The sequence below is a fragment of the Leclercia sp. W6 genome (assembly GCF_003336345.1).
Classification (GTDB): domain Bacteria; phylum Pseudomonadota; class Gammaproteobacteria; order Enterobacterales; family Enterobacteriaceae; genus Enterobacter.
Genome location: NZ_CP031104.1, coordinates 2,253,720 through 2,268,251, shown reverse-complemented (window position 1 = coordinate 2,268,251; position 14,532 = coordinate 2,253,720). Strand labels below are relative to the sequence as shown.

At 61.9% G+C, this 14,532-nt stretch carries 13 protein-coding genes; 9 read left to right on the top strand and 4 right to left on the bottom strand.

Going from position 1 to position 14,532, the window contains the following annotated elements:
- Window positions 1-124: 124 nt before the first annotated feature.
- Window positions 125-1,408, bottom strand: coding sequence for a putative acyl-CoA thioester hydrolase (locus DVA43_RS11115; RefSeq protein WP_114315583.1), 1,284 nt, complete (start codon window positions 1,406-1,408; stop codon window positions 125-127).
- 223 nt (window positions 1,409-1,631) lie between these two features.
- Between DVA43_RS11115 and hutI the strand changes: the two genes are divergently transcribed.
- The 5 genes from hutI to hutH all read left to right on the top strand — a co-directional run bounded on the left by hutI (window position 1,632) and on the right by hutH (window position 7,900).
- Complete coding sequence (gene hutI / locus DVA43_RS11110; RefSeq protein WP_114315582.1) at window positions 1,632-2,855, top strand: imidazolonepropionase; 1,224 nt, start codon at window positions 1,632-1,634, stop codon at window positions 2,853-2,855.
- Complete coding sequence (gene hutG / locus DVA43_RS11105; protein WP_114315581.1) at window positions 2,852-3,790, top strand: formimidoylglutamase; 939 nt, start codon at window positions 2,852-2,854, stop codon at window positions 3,788-3,790. Before hutI ends, hutG begins: the two co-directional genes overlap by 4 nt.
- Before the next feature lie 44 nt (window positions 3,791-3,834).
- On the top strand, window positions 3,835-4,569 hold the full coding sequence (locus DVA43_RS11100; protein ID WP_103178753.1) for a histidine utilization repressor: 735 nt from the start codon (window positions 3,835-3,837) through the stop codon (window positions 4,567-4,569).
- Window positions 4,570-4,694: 125 nt separating this feature from the next.
- Window positions 4,695-6,380, top strand: a complete 1,686-nt coding sequence (hutU, locus tag DVA43_RS11095) for a urocanate hydratase (protein WP_114315580.1) — start codon at window positions 4,695-4,697, stop codon at window positions 6,378-6,380.
- Entirely contained in the window at window positions 6,380-7,900 is a 1,521-nt protein-coding gene (gene hutH / locus DVA43_RS11090) for a histidine ammonia-lyase (RefSeq protein ID WP_114315579.1), read from the top strand. The genes hutU and hutH overlap by 1 nt, the downstream gene beginning before the upstream one ends.
- A 141-nt stretch (window positions 7,901-8,041) precedes the next feature.
- Here the strand turns inward: hutH and DVA43_RS11085 are convergent, their stop codons facing one another.
- Window positions 8,042-8,518: a kinase inhibitor gene (locus DVA43_RS11085; protein ID WP_114315578.1), complete on the bottom strand. Its 477-nt coding sequence runs from the start codon at window positions 8,516-8,518 to the stop codon at window positions 8,042-8,044.
- Between the two features lie 44 nt (window positions 8,519-8,562).
- Window positions 8,563-9,870 (bottom strand): adenosylmethionine--8-amino-7-oxononanoate transaminase, encoded by a 1,308-nt coding sequence (gene bioA, locus DVA43_RS11080; RefSeq protein WP_114317127.1) that lies wholly within the window; start codon window positions 9,868-9,870, stop codon window positions 8,563-8,565.
- A 69-nt stretch (window positions 9,871-9,939) separates the two neighbouring features.
- Between bioA and bioB the strand changes: the two genes are divergently transcribed.
- From bioB to bioD, 4 genes are read left to right on the top strand one after another with little or no spacing between them, the layout of a single operon-like run.
- On the top strand, window positions 9,940-10,980 hold the full coding sequence (gene bioB / locus DVA43_RS11075; RefSeq protein WP_103823529.1) for a biotin synthase BioB: 1,041 nt from the start codon (window positions 9,940-9,942) through the stop codon (window positions 10,978-10,980).
- Window positions 10,977-12,134, top strand: coding sequence for an 8-amino-7-oxononanoate synthase (gene bioF, locus DVA43_RS11070; RefSeq protein ID WP_114315577.1), 1,158 nt, complete (start codon window positions 10,977-10,979; stop codon window positions 12,132-12,134). The genes bioB and bioF overlap by 4 nt, the downstream gene beginning before the upstream one ends.
- The gene (gene bioC, locus DVA43_RS11065) at window positions 12,118-12,873 is read left to right on the top strand and encodes a malonyl-ACP O-methyltransferase BioC (RefSeq protein WP_114315576.1); all 756 of its coding nucleotides are present in this window, start codon (window positions 12,118-12,120) and stop codon (window positions 12,871-12,873) included. The genes bioF and bioC overlap by 17 nt, the downstream gene beginning before the upstream one ends.
- Window positions 12,866-13,570 (top strand): dethiobiotin synthase, encoded by a 705-nt coding sequence (gene bioD, locus DVA43_RS11060; protein WP_168194657.1) that lies wholly within the window; start codon window positions 12,866-12,868, stop codon window positions 13,568-13,570. Before bioC ends, bioD begins: the two co-directional genes overlap by 8 nt.
- On the opposite strand, the gene DVA43_RS11055 is transcribed toward bioD, so the two are convergent.
- On the bottom strand, window positions 13,530-14,234 hold the full coding sequence (locus tag DVA43_RS11055) for an ABC transporter ATP-binding protein (protein ID WP_103823525.1): 705 nt from the start codon (window positions 14,232-14,234) through the stop codon (window positions 13,530-13,532). The two genes, bioD and DVA43_RS11055, sit on opposite strands and share 41 nt — an antisense overlap.
- Between the last annotated feature and the right edge of the window lie 298 nt (window positions 14,235-14,532).

The window sequence follows — 14,532 nt, the reverse complement described above, 5'->3', positions numbered from 1 at the left end:
CGTATGAGCATGATGGGATGGATAATTCTGTTCCTGCAACTGCTGGATGCGTATCTTAAAACTGGTGCCTGACGTTTTCAGCCGCAGCATTAAGGGGGAGTTGCTCCCCCTTTTTGCTAAACGTTTACTGCTTCGGCTCTGCGATCACTTTACTTCCCACGCCGCGGTTGTTGTATTCCCACATGCGGTTGAAGTTAGCGTCGTTGAGGTTACGCTGCACGTTGCCTTTCTCATCCACCGCACCGGTATTACCCGCATACGGACGCTGAGAGATGGCGGCGTTGCCCCACGGTTTAGCCATATTAAAGCCTTCGTTGATCACGCTGTCGCGGATCACCACCTGACCGTTAGTGGCGGAATCGACATCCAGGGAGCGGCCAAGCTGCGCCACGCCGTCGCCCATCGCGGTAAAGCGGCTGTTCACTGCCAGGAAGCCGTAGAACAGATTGGACTGCGTCGCAGGGGCGAAGACGTAGCCTTCCTGCTGGGTACGGGTGTTCATGACGCGGAAATCGGTGTTATCAAACACCACGGCACCGCGACCAGAAACCATATCCACATCCCCTTCAATGTAGCTGTTGGTCACCAGCGTACGGGTGATACGGTTGTTTTTCAGGGTATTGTCAACGCCGCTGTTAGTGACGAAGAAGGTGTTCTGGCGACCCAGAATGTTCACCTTGTCGATTTGGACCCGATCGCCATCGCTGCGCAGGGCCACCGCCTGGTGGTTACCGGCATCTACGCTGTCACCCAGATTGTTTTCAATCGTCAGGTTCTGCAGCTGCAGGCCGTTGTTCTGCGACCAGAAGACCGCGGAACACATCAGGCCAACCGTGGCGCTGTGCTTGCTCTGGCAACGGTCGAACATATACCAGGCCGGTTTGCCCGGCATGTATTTACCGCCCGGGTTAACCAGACGACGCCAGGTTGCGGTGTCGATCTCGGAGTCGATCGCCAGACCAATTTTGACATCAATTGGTTTTTCACCCGTACCGTAGAGCGTCACGCTCCCCGGCGCAGCAGGCACATAGACGGTACCTTCGTATTCGCCCGGTAAAATGGCGATGTACTGACGGGAGCTGCTGTGCTTAGCGATGGCAGCATCGACTGCCGCCTGGATGGTGGTGTGCGTCACGCCCTGGGTTCCCGCCGGGCCAACCACAAAGTTCGGCTGCTCAGGCAGGCGGATGGCATAAGGACTCCACGGCGCCGCGTTCGGATCCATGGCCGTAAAGTAGCGAGCCTGCTGGAAGTTTTTCGCTTCGTCAGCGGAGAGGATCGGACGGGAAGCCGTGCCCGGCGCAGCCTGCTCTGATGGCAGTTGATCCGGCGGGGTAGAGCTGCACGCCGATAACGTCACGCCAAATGCGAGTGCCAGCGCCAGACGAGAAATCCTGGAAATGTTCAAGGGAAGCTCCTGCAAAACATATCAATAGGGGGACAACTGAAATAGCCTGCTTTTTTATACTAAGTTGAGCGAAACGGGAAGAATAAAAGGCAAAAAGTTGCTTTTTCTTCCCGCGGTTAGCGGGGAAGTTGTCACAAATAAATAACAATCTCGGTAAAGGCGATTGACAGGGCGACAGGAATGAAAATAAATGTCTATACAACCCATGACAAGTGGAAGCCCGATGCTGCAACTTCATCCTGACGATCTGATCTGGCGTAACCTGCGCCTCGCGACGCTGGATCCCGACCACGACACCCCCTATGGCCTGCTGGAAAACCGGGCATTGATTGTGCGCGGTGAGACCATCCTGGCCATCGTGCCGGAATATGACCTGCCGGAGGATCTGCCCAATACCATTGATTTACAGGGGCGGCTGGTGACGCCGGGCCTGATCGACTGCCACACGCATCTGGTGTTTGGCGGCGATCGTGCCGCCGAATGGGAGCAGCGACTCAACGGGGTCTCTTATCAGACCATCAGCGCCCAGGGCGGCGGCATTAACGCCACGGTCACTGCCACCCGGGAGAGCACGCCTGAGCAGCTCGAACAGCTCGCGCAGCAGCGCTTGCAGCGCTTAATGCGCGAGGGCGTCACCACCCTTGAGATTAAATCAGGTTACGGCCTGGATGACGAATCCGAAGAGAAGATGCTGCGCGTGGCCCGGCGTCTTGCGCAGACCAACCCGGTGGAGATCAGCCCGACGCTGCTGGCGGCGCACGCCGTGCCGAAGGCGTATCGCCACGATCCGGATGCCTACATCGACCATGTTTGCCAGCATATGCTGCCTGCACTGTGGGAAAAAGGGCTCTTCGAAGCTGTTGATGTCTTCTGCGAAAATGTCGGGTTTACGCCTGAACAGAGCGAGCGAGTGTTCAAGGCGGCGCAGACGCTGGGCATCCCCATTAAAGGCCACGTTGAGCAGCTCTCCAGTCTCGGCGGCACTGCACTGGTGAGTCGTTATCATGGGCTCTCCGCCGATCATATTGAATATCTTGACGAGGCTGGTGTCGACGCGATGGCGCAGAGCGGCACCGTGGCGGTCTTACTCCCCGGCGCATTTTACTTTTTACAGGAGCGACAGCGCCCGCCGGTTGCGCTGTTACGCCAGCGGGGGATACCGATGGCGGTCGCCACCGACTACAACCCGGGCACCAGTCCGTTCGCCAGCCTGCATCTGGCGATGAACATGGCCTGCGTCCAGTTTGGCTTAACCCCGGAAGAGGCGTGGGCAGGTGTCACCCGGCATGCCGCGCAGGCGCTGGGTCGTGGTGAGACCCACGGCCAGCTGAAGGCCGGGTTTGTCGCCGATCTGGCCATCTGGGATGCGAAAAACCCGGTGGAGATGGTCTATGAGCCGGGGCGTAACCCGCTTTATCAGCGCGTATTCAGAGGAAAAACAGTATGAGCCTGTGGCAGCCGGTTTCACCGGACGTCTGGCAAGGCCGTGACGACAGCAGCGAGGCCAGCAACGCGCTGCGCCTGTTTCAAACCGTGCAACTTAGCGACACGCCAACGCCGACCGGTGACGGTATCGCCCTGATTGGCTTCGCCTGTGACGAAGGGATCAGACGCAATCAGGGCCGCCCCGGTGCCGCACAGGCGCCGGATGTGTTACGCCGTGCGCTGGCGAACATGGCGAGCCACCAGGGGCACGATCGGCTGATGGATATGGGCAACATTGGTGTAGAGGGCAATGCGCTGGAGGCGGCCCAGCAGGCGCTGAGCGAGACGGTCACCGCCTGCCAGCAGGCGGGCATGCGCACCCTGGTTTTTGGTGGCGGACATGAAACCGCCTGGGCCCATGGTCGCGGTGTGCTGGATGCCTTTCCCGGTGAGCGGGTAGCGATCGTCAACCTCGATGCCCATCTCGATCTGCGAAACGCCAGTCAGGCGACCTCCGGCACGCCGTTCCGCCAGCTGGCCCGGTACTGCGCCGCGCAGCAGCGTGAGTTTCACTATGCCTGTCTGGGTGTCAGCCGGGCGGCCAATACCCAGGCGCTGTGGGATGAGGCTGCGCGCCTGAACGTTACGCTGGTGGAGGATCTCGATTTCCGGCAGCAGGCGCTGGACGCGCTCACAACGCTTCTTGAACAGGCAGACCGTGTCTACCTGACTATCGATCTCGACGTGATGCCTGCCGGGGAGATGCCCGCCGTGTCGGCCCCCGCCGCGCTGGGGGTTCCCGCCCGGGATCTGCTCCCGGTCATCGAGCAGATCTGTCGCAGCGGCAAACTGCAGGCGGCCGATCTGGTTGAGTTCAGTCCCGGCTTCGATCGCGACGGCCAGGGGGCGAAGCTCGCCGCACGGCTGGCGTGGCAAATCGCTCACTGGTGGGCATAAAGCTTGTATATACTCGATTTTTTATGACGGCTTAAGGAATTGCTATGTTCTCTCGCGCCCCGCAGCAGCAGGCCAGTGCGCCAGCCCCTTTCTATGAAAAGGTCAAGCAGGCGATCAGCCATCAGATCGCCACCGGCGTCTGGCGTCCCCACGATCGCATCCCGTCCGAGGCGGAGCTGGTGGCCCAGTTCGGCTTTAGCCGGATGACCATCAACCGCGCGCTGCGTGAGCTGACCGATGAGGGGCTGCTGGTGCGTTTGCAGGGAGTCGGCACCTTTGTCGCCGAGCCAAAAGGGCAGTCGGCGCTGTTTGAGATCCGCAGCATTGCCGATGAGATCGCCTCCCGCAACCATCAGCATCGTTGTGAAGTGCAGTTCCTCGAAGAGACGCAGGCCAGCGCCGCCCAGGCGGTGGCATTGAATGTCAAAGAGGGATCGCGCATCTTTCACTCCCTGATGCTGCACTATGAAAACGACGTCCCGGTGCAGATAGAGGATCGCTGCGTCAATGCCGCGCTGGTGCCGGACTACCTCCAGCAGGACTACACCACCACCACGCCCCATGCTTATCTGTCGCGGGTTGCGCCGCTGACGGAAGGGGAGCATATCGTCGAGGCGGTGCGGGCCACGCCGAAAGAGTGCGAGCTGCTGCGCATCAAAGAGCACGATCCCTGCCTGCTGATCCACCGCCGCACCTGGTCAGCCTCCCACATCGTCTCCCATGCCCGGCTGCTGTTCCCCGGCAACCGCTACCGGCTGCAGGGCCATTTCATGTCATAAGCCAAAAGCGTGATTGCTGATGCAATATAACAAAAATGTATCGTAATTGTTAAAACCGCTCTTGTGTGCACTTGTCTATACAAGTATATCTTACTGTATATTCTGTCCCCAATGAGGAGCACACAATGTCGTCAGGTAAGTTTCGCCAGCAAGAGATCCGCGCCCCACGTGGCACCCTGCTGACTGCCAAAAGCTGGCTCACCGAAGCCCCGCTGCGCATGTTAATGAATAACCTCGATCCCGACGTGGCGGAGAACCCTCACGAGCTGGTGGTCTATGGCGGGATTGGCCGCGCCGCGCGCAACTGGGCGTGTTATGACGCCATTGTCGCCGCGCTTACCGAACTGGAAAGCGACGAAACCCTGCTGGTGCAGTCCGGCAAACCGGTCGGGGTGTTCAAAACCCACAAAAACGCCCCGCGCGTGCTGATCGCCAACTCCAATCTGGTGCCGCACTGGGCCACTTGGGAACACTTCAACGAACTGGATGCGAAAGGGCTGGCGATGTATGGCCAAATGACCGCCGGCAGCTGGATCTACATTGGCAGCCAGGGCATCGTCCAGGGCACTTACGAGACCTTTGTTGAAGCAGGCCGCCAACACTATAACGGCTCCCTGAAAGGCCGCTGGGTGCTCACCGCGGGCTTAGGCGGCATGGGCGGCGCACAGCCGCTGGCGGCAACGCTGGCGGGGGCTTGCTCCCTGAATATTGAGTGCCAGCAGAGCCGCATCGATTTCCGTCTGCGGACCCGCTACGTCGATGAGCAGGCCGAAACGCTTGACGACGCCCTGGCGCGCATCCAGAAATATACCGCCGAGGGACGGGCCGTCTCCATTGCCCTGTGCGGCAACGCCGCCGACATCGTACCGGAACTGGTGGCGCGCGGCGTGCGCCCGGACCTGGTCACCGACCAGACCAGCGCCCACGATCCGCTGCACGGCTACCTGCCAAAAGGCTGGAGCTGGGAAGAGTACCAGCAGAAAGCGCAGCAGGATCCAGAAGGCACCGTACTGGCGGCGAAGCGTTCCATGGCTGACCACGTTAACGCGATGCTGGCCTTCAGCCAGCAGGGCGTACCGACCTTCGACTACGGCAATAACATCCGCCAGATGGCGAAAGAGATGGGCTTGGCCAACGCCTTTGACTTCCCTGGCTTTGTCCCGGCCTATATCCGTCCGCTGTTCTGCCGCGGGATCGGCCCGTTCCGCTGGGTAGCCCTCTCCGGCGACCCGGAAGACATCTACAAAACCGACGCCAAAGTGAAAGAGATTGTCGCCGATGATGAGCACCTCCATCACTGGCTGGACATGGCTCGCGAGCGCATCAACTTCCAGGGACTGCCGGCGCGGATCTGCTGGGTCGGGCTGGAGTGGCGCCAGAAGCTGGGCCTGGCCTTCAACGAAATGGTGCGCAGCGGTGAAGTCTCAGCGCCCATCGTCATTGGTCGCGATCACCTCGACTCCGGCTCGGTAGCCAGCCCGAATCGCGAAACTGAAGCGATGCAGGACGGCTCCGACGCGGTCTCCGACTGGCCGCTGCTTAACGCGCTGCTCAACACCGCCAGCGGCGCCACCTGGGTTTCGCTGCACCACGGCGGCGGGGTGGGCATGGGCTTCTCCCAGCATGCCGGGATGGTGATCGTCTGCGACGGCACCGATGAAGCCGCGGCCCGTATTGCCCGCGTCCTGCACAACGATCCGGCGACAGGTGTTATGCGCCATGCCGATGCCGGGTATGACATTGCCATCGACTGCGCGAAAGAGCAGGGACTCAACCTGCCGATGATCGCGGCCACACAAGGAAAGCACTAATGAACGCCTTAACCCTGACGCCCGGCTCCCTGACCCTGGCCCAGCTGCGCCAGATCTGGCAGCAGCCGCTCCAGCTCACGCTCGATGAGGCGGCTCATAAGGCGATTAACGACAGCGTCGCCTGCGTGGAAGCCATTGTCGCCGAAGGGCGCACCGCCTACGGCATCAACACCGGGTTTGGCCTGCTGGCGCAGACGCGCATCGCCACCCACGATCTGGAAAATCTGCAACGTTCGCTGGTGCTGTCCCACGCGGCGGGCGTGGGCGACCCGCTGGATGATGACATGGTGCGCCTGATGATGGTGCTGAAGATCAACAGCCTGGCGCGCGGTTTCTCCGGCATCCGCCTGAGCGTGATTGAAGCGCTGATTGCCATGGTCAATGCGGGCGTCTACCCGTGGATCCCGGCCAAAGGCTCGGTGGGGGCATCTGGCGATCTGGCGCCGCTGGCGCATATGTCTCTGACCCTGCTCGGCGAAGGCAAAGCCCGCTACCGTGGCGAATGGCTCCCGGCCGCCACCGCCCTGCAAAAAGCGGGGCTGGCCCCGGTGACGCTGGCGGCAAAAGAGGGGCTGGCCCTGCTGAACGGCACCCAGGCCTCCACCGCCTTTGCCCTGCGCGGCCTGTTTGAAGCCGAAGATCTCTTTGCCTCGGCGGTGGTCTGCGGGGCGCTGACCACCGAAGCGGTGCTCGGCTCCCGTCGTCCATTTGATGCCCGTATCCACGGGGTGCGCGGCCAGCGCGGGCAGATCGACGCCGCGGCGCTGTTCCGCCACGTTCTGACCGACACCAGCGCCATTGCCGAGTCGCATCATAACTGTGACAAGGTGCAGGATCCCTACTCCCTGCGCTGTCAGCCGCAGGTGATGGGCGCCTGCCTGACCCAGTTGCGCCAGGCGGCAGAGGTGCTGCTGGTGGAATCCAATGCCGTCTCTGACAACCCGCTGGTCTTCGCGGCGGAAAGTGAGGTGGTCTCCGGCGGCAACTTCCACGCCGAACCGGTGGCGATGGCGGCGGATAATCTGGCCCTGGCGATTGCCGAGATCGGCGCGCTCTCTGAACGCCGAATCGCGCTGATGATGGATAAACATATGTCCCAGCTGCCGCCGTTCCTGGTGCGCAACGGCGGGGTGAACTCCGGCTTTATGATTGCTCAGGTCACCGCCGCGGCGCTGGCGAGCGAGAACAAAGCGCTGTCGCACCCACACAGCGTGGACAGCCTGCCCACCTCTGCCAACCAGGAAGACCATGTCTCAATGGCTCCGGCGGCAGGTCGTCGTTTGTGGGAGATGGCGGGCAATACCCGTGGCGTGCTGGCGGTCGAGTGGCTGGCGGCAGCGCAGGGCTGCGATTTGCGTGATGGCCTCACCTCCAGCCCGCTGCTGGAGCAGGCGCGTCATATCCTGCGGGAGCAGGTGGCGCACTATGATGATGACCGCTTCTTCGCCCCGGATATTGATGCAGCGATGGATCTACTGAAGAAAGGGAGTCTGGCGGGGATGTTACCGGCCTTCCTGTAAAACATGCCCGGTGGCGCTTCGCTTACCGGGCCTACAAATGCCAACGTAGGCCGGGTAAGGCGAAGCCGCCACCCGGCAAATGCCCGGCGGCGCTGCGCTTGCACGGGCCTACGGTTTTGTGCATTTTCCAGGCCTGTTTTTTTACGAATACATCGCCGTAATGGAGGCACTCCCCAGGGTATGAAAATGGACGTTAAAGCCCACCATCGCGCCGCTCGCCTCTTCATCCACCTCAATCCTCTCCACATCCAGGGCATGCACCGTAAAGATATAGCGATGGGTTTCGCCCTTAGGCGGCGCTGCGCCGCCATATCCCGCTTTACCAAAATCGGTGCGGGTCTCTATGGCACCCTCCGGCAGCGCTACCAGCGACGAGCCTGACCCCTGCGGCAGTACGCGGATATCGGCCGGGATATTGGCGACAATCCAGTGCCACCAGCCGGAGCCGGTAGGCGCATCGGGATCGTAGCAGGTGACGACAAAACTTTTGGTGCCCGGCGGCACCTCGTCCCACGCCAGATGCGGAGAGATGTTATCTCCCTCGTAACCCATACCGTTAAACACGTGGCGCAGCGGCAGTTTATCGCCGTCGCGCAGATCCTTACTGATGAGTTTCATACTGTTCCTCCGTAATAAGCTCAGCCAGAAGTGTAACGCATAAACTAGATCGCAAAGTGCGCAGGTTCCTGTACGGCATCCACCACCGCGGCGGTCAGCTTGCTGAGCTGGTCACGGCTGATCGGATACGGCGGCATCAGATAGATTAGCTTGCCGAACGGCCGCACCCAGACGCCGCGCGCCACAAAGAAGCGTTGCAGGGCTGCCATATTCACCGGATGGGTCGTTTCGACGACGCCGATGGCCCCCAGTACCCGCACGTCGGCGACACATTCTGCCTCCCGCGCTGCCGCCAGCTCATCTTTCAGCTGGGCTTCGATGGCGGCCACCTGGGTCTGCCACTCGCCGCTCTCCAGCAGGGCCAGGCTCTCACTGGCGACGGCGCAGGCCAGCGGGTTACCCATAAAGGTCGGGCCGTGCATAAAGCAGCCCGCCTCGCCGTTGCTGATGGTCTCGGCCACCAGGCGGGTGGTGAGGGTGGCGGAGAGGGTCATGGTGCCGCCGGTCAGGGCTTTGCCGAGGCAGAGAATGTCCGGCGTAATCCCCGCATGCTCGCAGGCAAACAGTTTGCCGGTGCGCCCGAAGCCGGTGGCAATCTCGTCGGCAATGAGCAGGATACCTTCCCGGTCGCACATCCTGCGGATGCGCTTCAGCCATTCCGGATGGTAGATGCGCATGCCGCCCGCACCCTGCACGATGGGCTCAAGGATCACCGCGGCAATCTCGTGGCGATGGGCCGCCATCAGGCGGGCAAAGCCGACCATATCCTTCTCGTCCCACTCGCCGTCAAAGCGGCTCTGCGGCGCCGGGGCAAAGAGGTTTTCCGGCAGGTAGCCCTTCCACAGGCTGTGCATCGAGTTGTCGGGATCGCAGGCCGACATCGCCCCGAAGGTGTCGCCATGATAGCCGTTGCGGAAGGTGAGGAACCGCTGGCGGGATTCGCCTTTGGCGTGCCAGTACTGCAGGGCCATTTTCATCGCCACCTCCACCGCCACCGAGCCGGAGTCGGCCAGGAATACGCACTCCAGCGCGTCGGGGGTCATCGCCACCAGCCGACGGCAGAGATCTACCGCGGGAGGATGGGTGATCCCGCCGAACATCACGTGCGACATGCGGTCAATCTGCGCTTTCATCGCGGCGTTCAGCCGGGGGTGATTGTAGCCGTGAATGGCCGCCCACCAGGAGGACATGCCGTCTACCAGCTGCTCGCCGCTGGCCAGCGTCAGCTCGCAGCCGTGGGCTTCCGTCACCGGATACACCGGCAGGGGCTGGGTCATGGAGGTGTAAGGATGCCAGATATGTTGCCGATCGAAGGCGAGATCGTCCGTTGTCATAATCGACTTGTAAACCATTTTGAAAACATTTAGGTTTACAAGCATAAACCGAAACCACACTGAACTAAACCCCTTTGGAGATGCCCCATGGCTCACCAGACTCGCTGGACAATGTCGCAAGTCACTGCATTATTTGAAAAACCCCTTCTTGAACTGCTGTTTGAAGCGCAGCAGATTCACCGTCAGCACTTCGATCCGCAGCAGATTCAGGTCAGTACGTTGCTGTCGATCAAGACCGGCGCCTGCCCGGAGGACTGTAAATACTGCCCGCAAAGTGCGCGCTACAAAACCGGCCTCGAATCCGAGCGGCTGATGGAGGTGGAGCAGGTGCTGGAGTCGGCGCGTCAGGCGAAAAACGCCGGGTCGACCCGCTTCTGCATGGGCGCGGCGTGGAAAAACCCGCACGAGCGCGACATGCCTTACCTCGAACAGATGGTGCAGGGCGTTAAGGCGATGGGGCTGGAGGCCTGCATGACCCTCGGCACGCTGGATGACAGCCAGGCGCAGCGCCTGGCCTCGGCGGGGCTGGATTATTACAACCACAACCTCGACACCTCCCCGGAGTTCTACGGCAACATCATCACCACCCGTACCTACCAGGAGCGTCTGGACACGCTGGATAAAGTGCGTGAGGCGGGCATTAAGGTCTGCTCGGGCGGCATTGTGGGCTTAGGCGAAACGGTCACCGATCGCGCCGGTCTGCTGTTACAGTTGGCGAACCTGCCCACGCCGCCGGAAAGCGTGCCGATCAACATGCTGGTGAAGGTGAAGGGCACCCCGCTGGCCGATAACGACGACGTTGACGCCTTTGATTTCATCCGCACCATTGCGGTGGCGCGGGTGATGATGCCAACCTCCTATGTGCGCCTCTCGGCGGGCCGCGAGCAGATGAACGAGCAGACCCAGGCGATGTGCTTTATGGCCGGGGCCAACTCTATCTTCTACGGCTGCAAACTGCTCACCACCCCGAACCCAGAAGAGGACAAAGATGTCCAGCTGTTCCGCAAGCTGGGGCTGAATCCGCAGCAGACAGCGGTTCTCACCGGCGATAACGAACAGCAGCACCAGCTGGAACAGCAGCTTTTCAACGCCGATACCGACCAGTTCTACAACGCGGCGACGCTATGACCTGGCAGCAACGTATTGATGCCGCCCTCGATGACCGTAGGGCGGCAGACGCCCTGCGCGTGCGCACCCCGGTGGAAAACGGCGCAGGCCGTTTTCTCACCTGCGACCAGCGGCGCTACTCTAATTTTTCCAGCAACGACTATCTCGGCCTGAGCCAGCATCCGGCCCTTATCCGCGCCTGGCAACAGGGGGCGGAGCAATATGGCGTGGGCAGCGGTGGCTCCGGCCACGTCAGCGGCTACACCACGGCGCACCGGGCGCTGGAGGAGCAGCTTGCCGACTGGCTCGGCTACCCGCGGGCGCTGCTGTTTATCTCCGGCTTTGCTGCCAATCAGGCGCTGATTGCAGCCCTGACCGGCAAGGACGATCGCATCGTGGCCGACCGTTTAAGCCACGCCTCCCTGCTGGAAGCGGCCAGTCACAGCCCGGCCCAGCTCAGACGCTTCGCCCATAACGATGCCGCTCAGCTCGCTTCGCTGCTGGATAAACCCTGCGAGGGCCAGCAGCTGGTGGTGACCGAGGGGATCTTCAGCATGGATGGCGACAGCGCCCCGCTGGGCGATATCCATGCGGCGGCCCGGCGTAAGGGCAGCTGGCTGCTGGTGGACGATGCCCACGGCATTGGCGTCACCGGGCCAGAAGGGCGCGGCAGTGCGGCCCATCTGGGCGTCAAACCCGAGCTGCTGGTGGTCACCTTTGGCAAAGGCGTGGGTATCAGCGGCGCGGCGGTACTGTGCAGCGACCCGGTGGCCGACTATCTGTTGCAGTTTGCCCGGCATCTCATCTACAGCACCAGCATGCCGCCTGCCCAGGCGGTGGCGCTACTGGCAGCCTTTAACCTTATTCGCAGCGATGAAGGCGATGCGCGGCGGCAGCGGCTCTCGGCGCTTATCAGCCAGTTCCGCGCAGGCGTGAGCGGCCTTCCGCTTGAGATCACCGCGTCGCAAAGCGCCATTCAGCCGCTGATTGTGGGCGAAAACGCGCGCGCCCTGCATCTGGCACAGACCCTCAGAGAGAAGGGGATCTGGGTGACGGCCATTCGTCCGCCCACCGTACCGGCAGGCACGGCGCGCTTACGCCTGACCCTGACGGCGGCCCATGAAGCGGCAGACATCACCGCGTTACTGGAGGCGCTGCATGTCGCAAGTGAATAAACAGGCCATTGCCGCCGCCTTTGGCCGGGCGGCGCAGAGCTATTCCCGTCACGACGCGCTCCAGCGGCAAAGTGCCGACGGGCTGCGGGCGCTGCTCGCAGAAAACGCCTTCCCCAGCGTGCTGGACGCTGGCTGTGGCCCGGGCAGCAACAGCCTCGCCTGGCGCAGAAGTGGCAGCGTGGTGACGGCAATGGATCTCAGCGCCCTGATGCTGGACGAAGCGCGCCGCAACCGGGCGGCCGACCACTACCTGCAGGCGGATATCGAAGCCATTCCGCTGGCGGATGCGCAGTTCAGCCTGGTCTGGAGCCATCTGGCGGTGCAGTGGTGCGCCAGCCTGCCGCAGGCGCTGGCGGAGCTCTGGCGCGTGGCGAAGCCCGGGGGCAGGGTGGCCTTTACCACGCTGCTCAACGGCTCCCTGCCGGAGCTGAAGCAGGCCTGGCAGGCGGTAGATACGCAGCCGCACACCAACCGCTTTCTGAGCCGGGAAGAGGTAAATAATGCTCTCAGTGGCTGGCGGCACCGCTGTGCGGTCCAGACCATCACGCTGCACTTTGACGATGCGCTTGGCGCCATGCACTCCCTGAAGGGGATCGGCGCTACCCATCTACACGCCGGACGGGCCGCCCGGCTCTTAACCCGGGGACAGCTGCAGAACCTGGCGCAGGCCTGGCCGCAGCGTGATGGCAAATACCCGCTCTCTTATCAACTTTTTCATGGGATTATCGAACGTGACTGAACGCTATTTTGTCACCGGCACCGACACCGAGGTCGGAAAAACCGTCGCCAGCACTGCCCTGCTACAGGCGGCGCGGGCGCTGGGGCGCAACACCGCCGGCTATAAGCCCGTGGCCTCTGGCAGCGAAATGACCGCGGAAGGGCTGCGTAACAGCGATGCGCTGGCGCTACAGCGCAACAGCAGCGTGGCGCTGAGCTACCCGGCGGTAAACCCTTACACCTTCGCCGAACCCACCTCGCCGCATATTGTCAGCGCCGATGAGCAGCGTCCCATCGAGTTTAGCGTGCTTTCCGCCGGGCTACGCGCGCTGGAAAGCCAGGCCGACTGGGTGCTGGTGGAAGGGGCGGGCGGCTGGTTTACGCCGCTCTCCCCGGAGCAGACCTTCGCCGACTGGGCGATCGCCGAGCGCCTGCCGGTGATCCTGGTGGTGGGGGTGAAGCTGGGCTGCATCAACCACGCCATGCTGACCGCCCAGGCGATCCGCCAGGCGGGGCTGCATGTTGCGGGCTGGGTGGCGAACGGGGTGATGGCACCCGGCAAACGTCATGGCGAATACATGGCAACGCTGAAACGCGTACTGCCTGCACCGCTGCTGGGCGAAATCCCCTGGCTTGGCGAGCAGGCCGACACGGCGGATATTGGGCGTTATCTCTCTCTCAGCGCACTGGCGCCGTCGGCCCCATCCAGTGGGCAATAAGTGGGTCATCCAGCTCGCTGACGCGGCCCTGGGCCACGTTTCGCCCGCGGTATAGCAGGCAGAAGCGCTCCGCCACCCGGCGGATCAGCGACAGGTGCTGCTCGGCCAGCAGCACCGTTAGCCCCAGTTCGCGGTTAAACCTCAGCAGCAGCTGCGCCAGCCTGATGCTAAACAGCGGGCTGGCGCCACGGCTGGGCTCGTCGAGGATCAGCAGGCGAGGGCGGGTGACCAGCGCGTTCGCCAGTGCCAGCTGGTACTGCTGGTCGTCGTTCAGCCCTGACGCCCGCTGCTGGCGTAGCGGGTAAAGTTCCGGAAAGAACTCAAAAATTTCGCTACTCACCGACCCGCCCACGCTCCCTTTTGCCATCCGCGCGATATGCAGGTTCTCTTCTACCGTCAACTGGGAAAAAATCCGCCTGTCCTGTGGGACAAACCCAATTTCGGTTCCCGGAAGCCACTCACAAGGCGAGGCTCCGGCGTCATGCCAGACCATCGTACCGCTGGCGATAGGCAGCAGGCCGGCAATGCAGTTTACGAGGGTGGTTTTCCCCATTCCGGGCAGCCCGACCACCCCGGTACAGACGCCGGGCGGCAGATCGAGGTCAACGTTCCACAGGGTGTGGCGATCCCCGTAATACTGATTAACGGCACGCAGGCTCAACATGGTCTTACTCCTTTTCAGACATCAGTGTCCCCTGATACTCTGCAAGACTCTTGCCACTGGCCAAAAAAATAGCGTTTAAACCGCCTTTTTTCAGATTAGGTGCAAAAATAAGCGCTGCGAGGAGAGGGGGATGCACTGCGCCGGTGCCCCGTATGATTCACCTGGTGCAGGTACTATTTTGGTTAAAATGTGATCAATGTCTCACTGGTGGGTGAACGTTTTATTGTCATAAGATCGCCAACATTGGGTCATAAAAATTTTTTACCGTCTCGCTGTGGGTAAAAACCGGGAATTAGCC

Excerpts from the sequence above, each read along its gene's own strand:
- hutI (WP_114315582.1), top strand. The coding sequence starts at position 1,632 with ATGCTGCAACTTCATCCTGACGATCTGATCTGGCGTAACCTGCGCCTC.
- hutG (WP_114315581.1), top strand. The coding sequence starts at position 2,852 with ATGAGCCTGTGGCAGCCGGTTTCACCGGACGTCTGGCAAGGCCGTGAC.
- DVA43_RS11100 (WP_103178753.1), top strand. The coding sequence starts at position 3,835 with ATGTTCTCTCGCGCCCCGCAGCAGCAGGCCAGTGCGCCAGCCCCTTTC.
- hutU (WP_114315580.1), top strand. The coding sequence starts at position 4,695 with ATGTCGTCAGGTAAGTTTCGCCAGCAAGAGATCCGCGCCCCACGTGGC.
- hutH (WP_114315579.1), top strand. The coding sequence starts at position 6,380 with ATGAACGCCTTAACCCTGACGCCCGGCTCCCTGACCCTGGCCCAGCTG.
- DVA43_RS11085 (WP_114315578.1), bottom strand. The coding sequence starts at position 8,518 with ATGAAACTCATCAGTAAGGATCTGCGCGACGGCGATAAACTGCCGCTG.
- bioA (WP_114317127.1), bottom strand. The coding sequence starts at position 9,870 with ATGGTTTACAAGTCGATTATGACAACGGACGATCTCGCCTTCGATCGG.
- bioB (WP_103823529.1), top strand. The coding sequence starts at position 9,940 with ATGGCTCACCAGACTCGCTGGACAATGTCGCAAGTCACTGCATTATTT.
- bioF (WP_114315577.1), top strand. The coding sequence starts at position 10,977 with ATGACCTGGCAGCAACGTATTGATGCCGCCCTCGATGACCGTAGGGCG.
- bioC (WP_114315576.1), top strand. The coding sequence starts at position 12,118 with ATGTCGCAAGTGAATAAACAGGCCATTGCCGCCGCCTTTGGCCGGGCG.
- DVA43_RS11055 (WP_103823525.1), bottom strand. The coding sequence starts at position 14,234 with ATGTTGAGCCTGCGTGCCGTTAATCAGTATTACGGGGATCGCCACACC.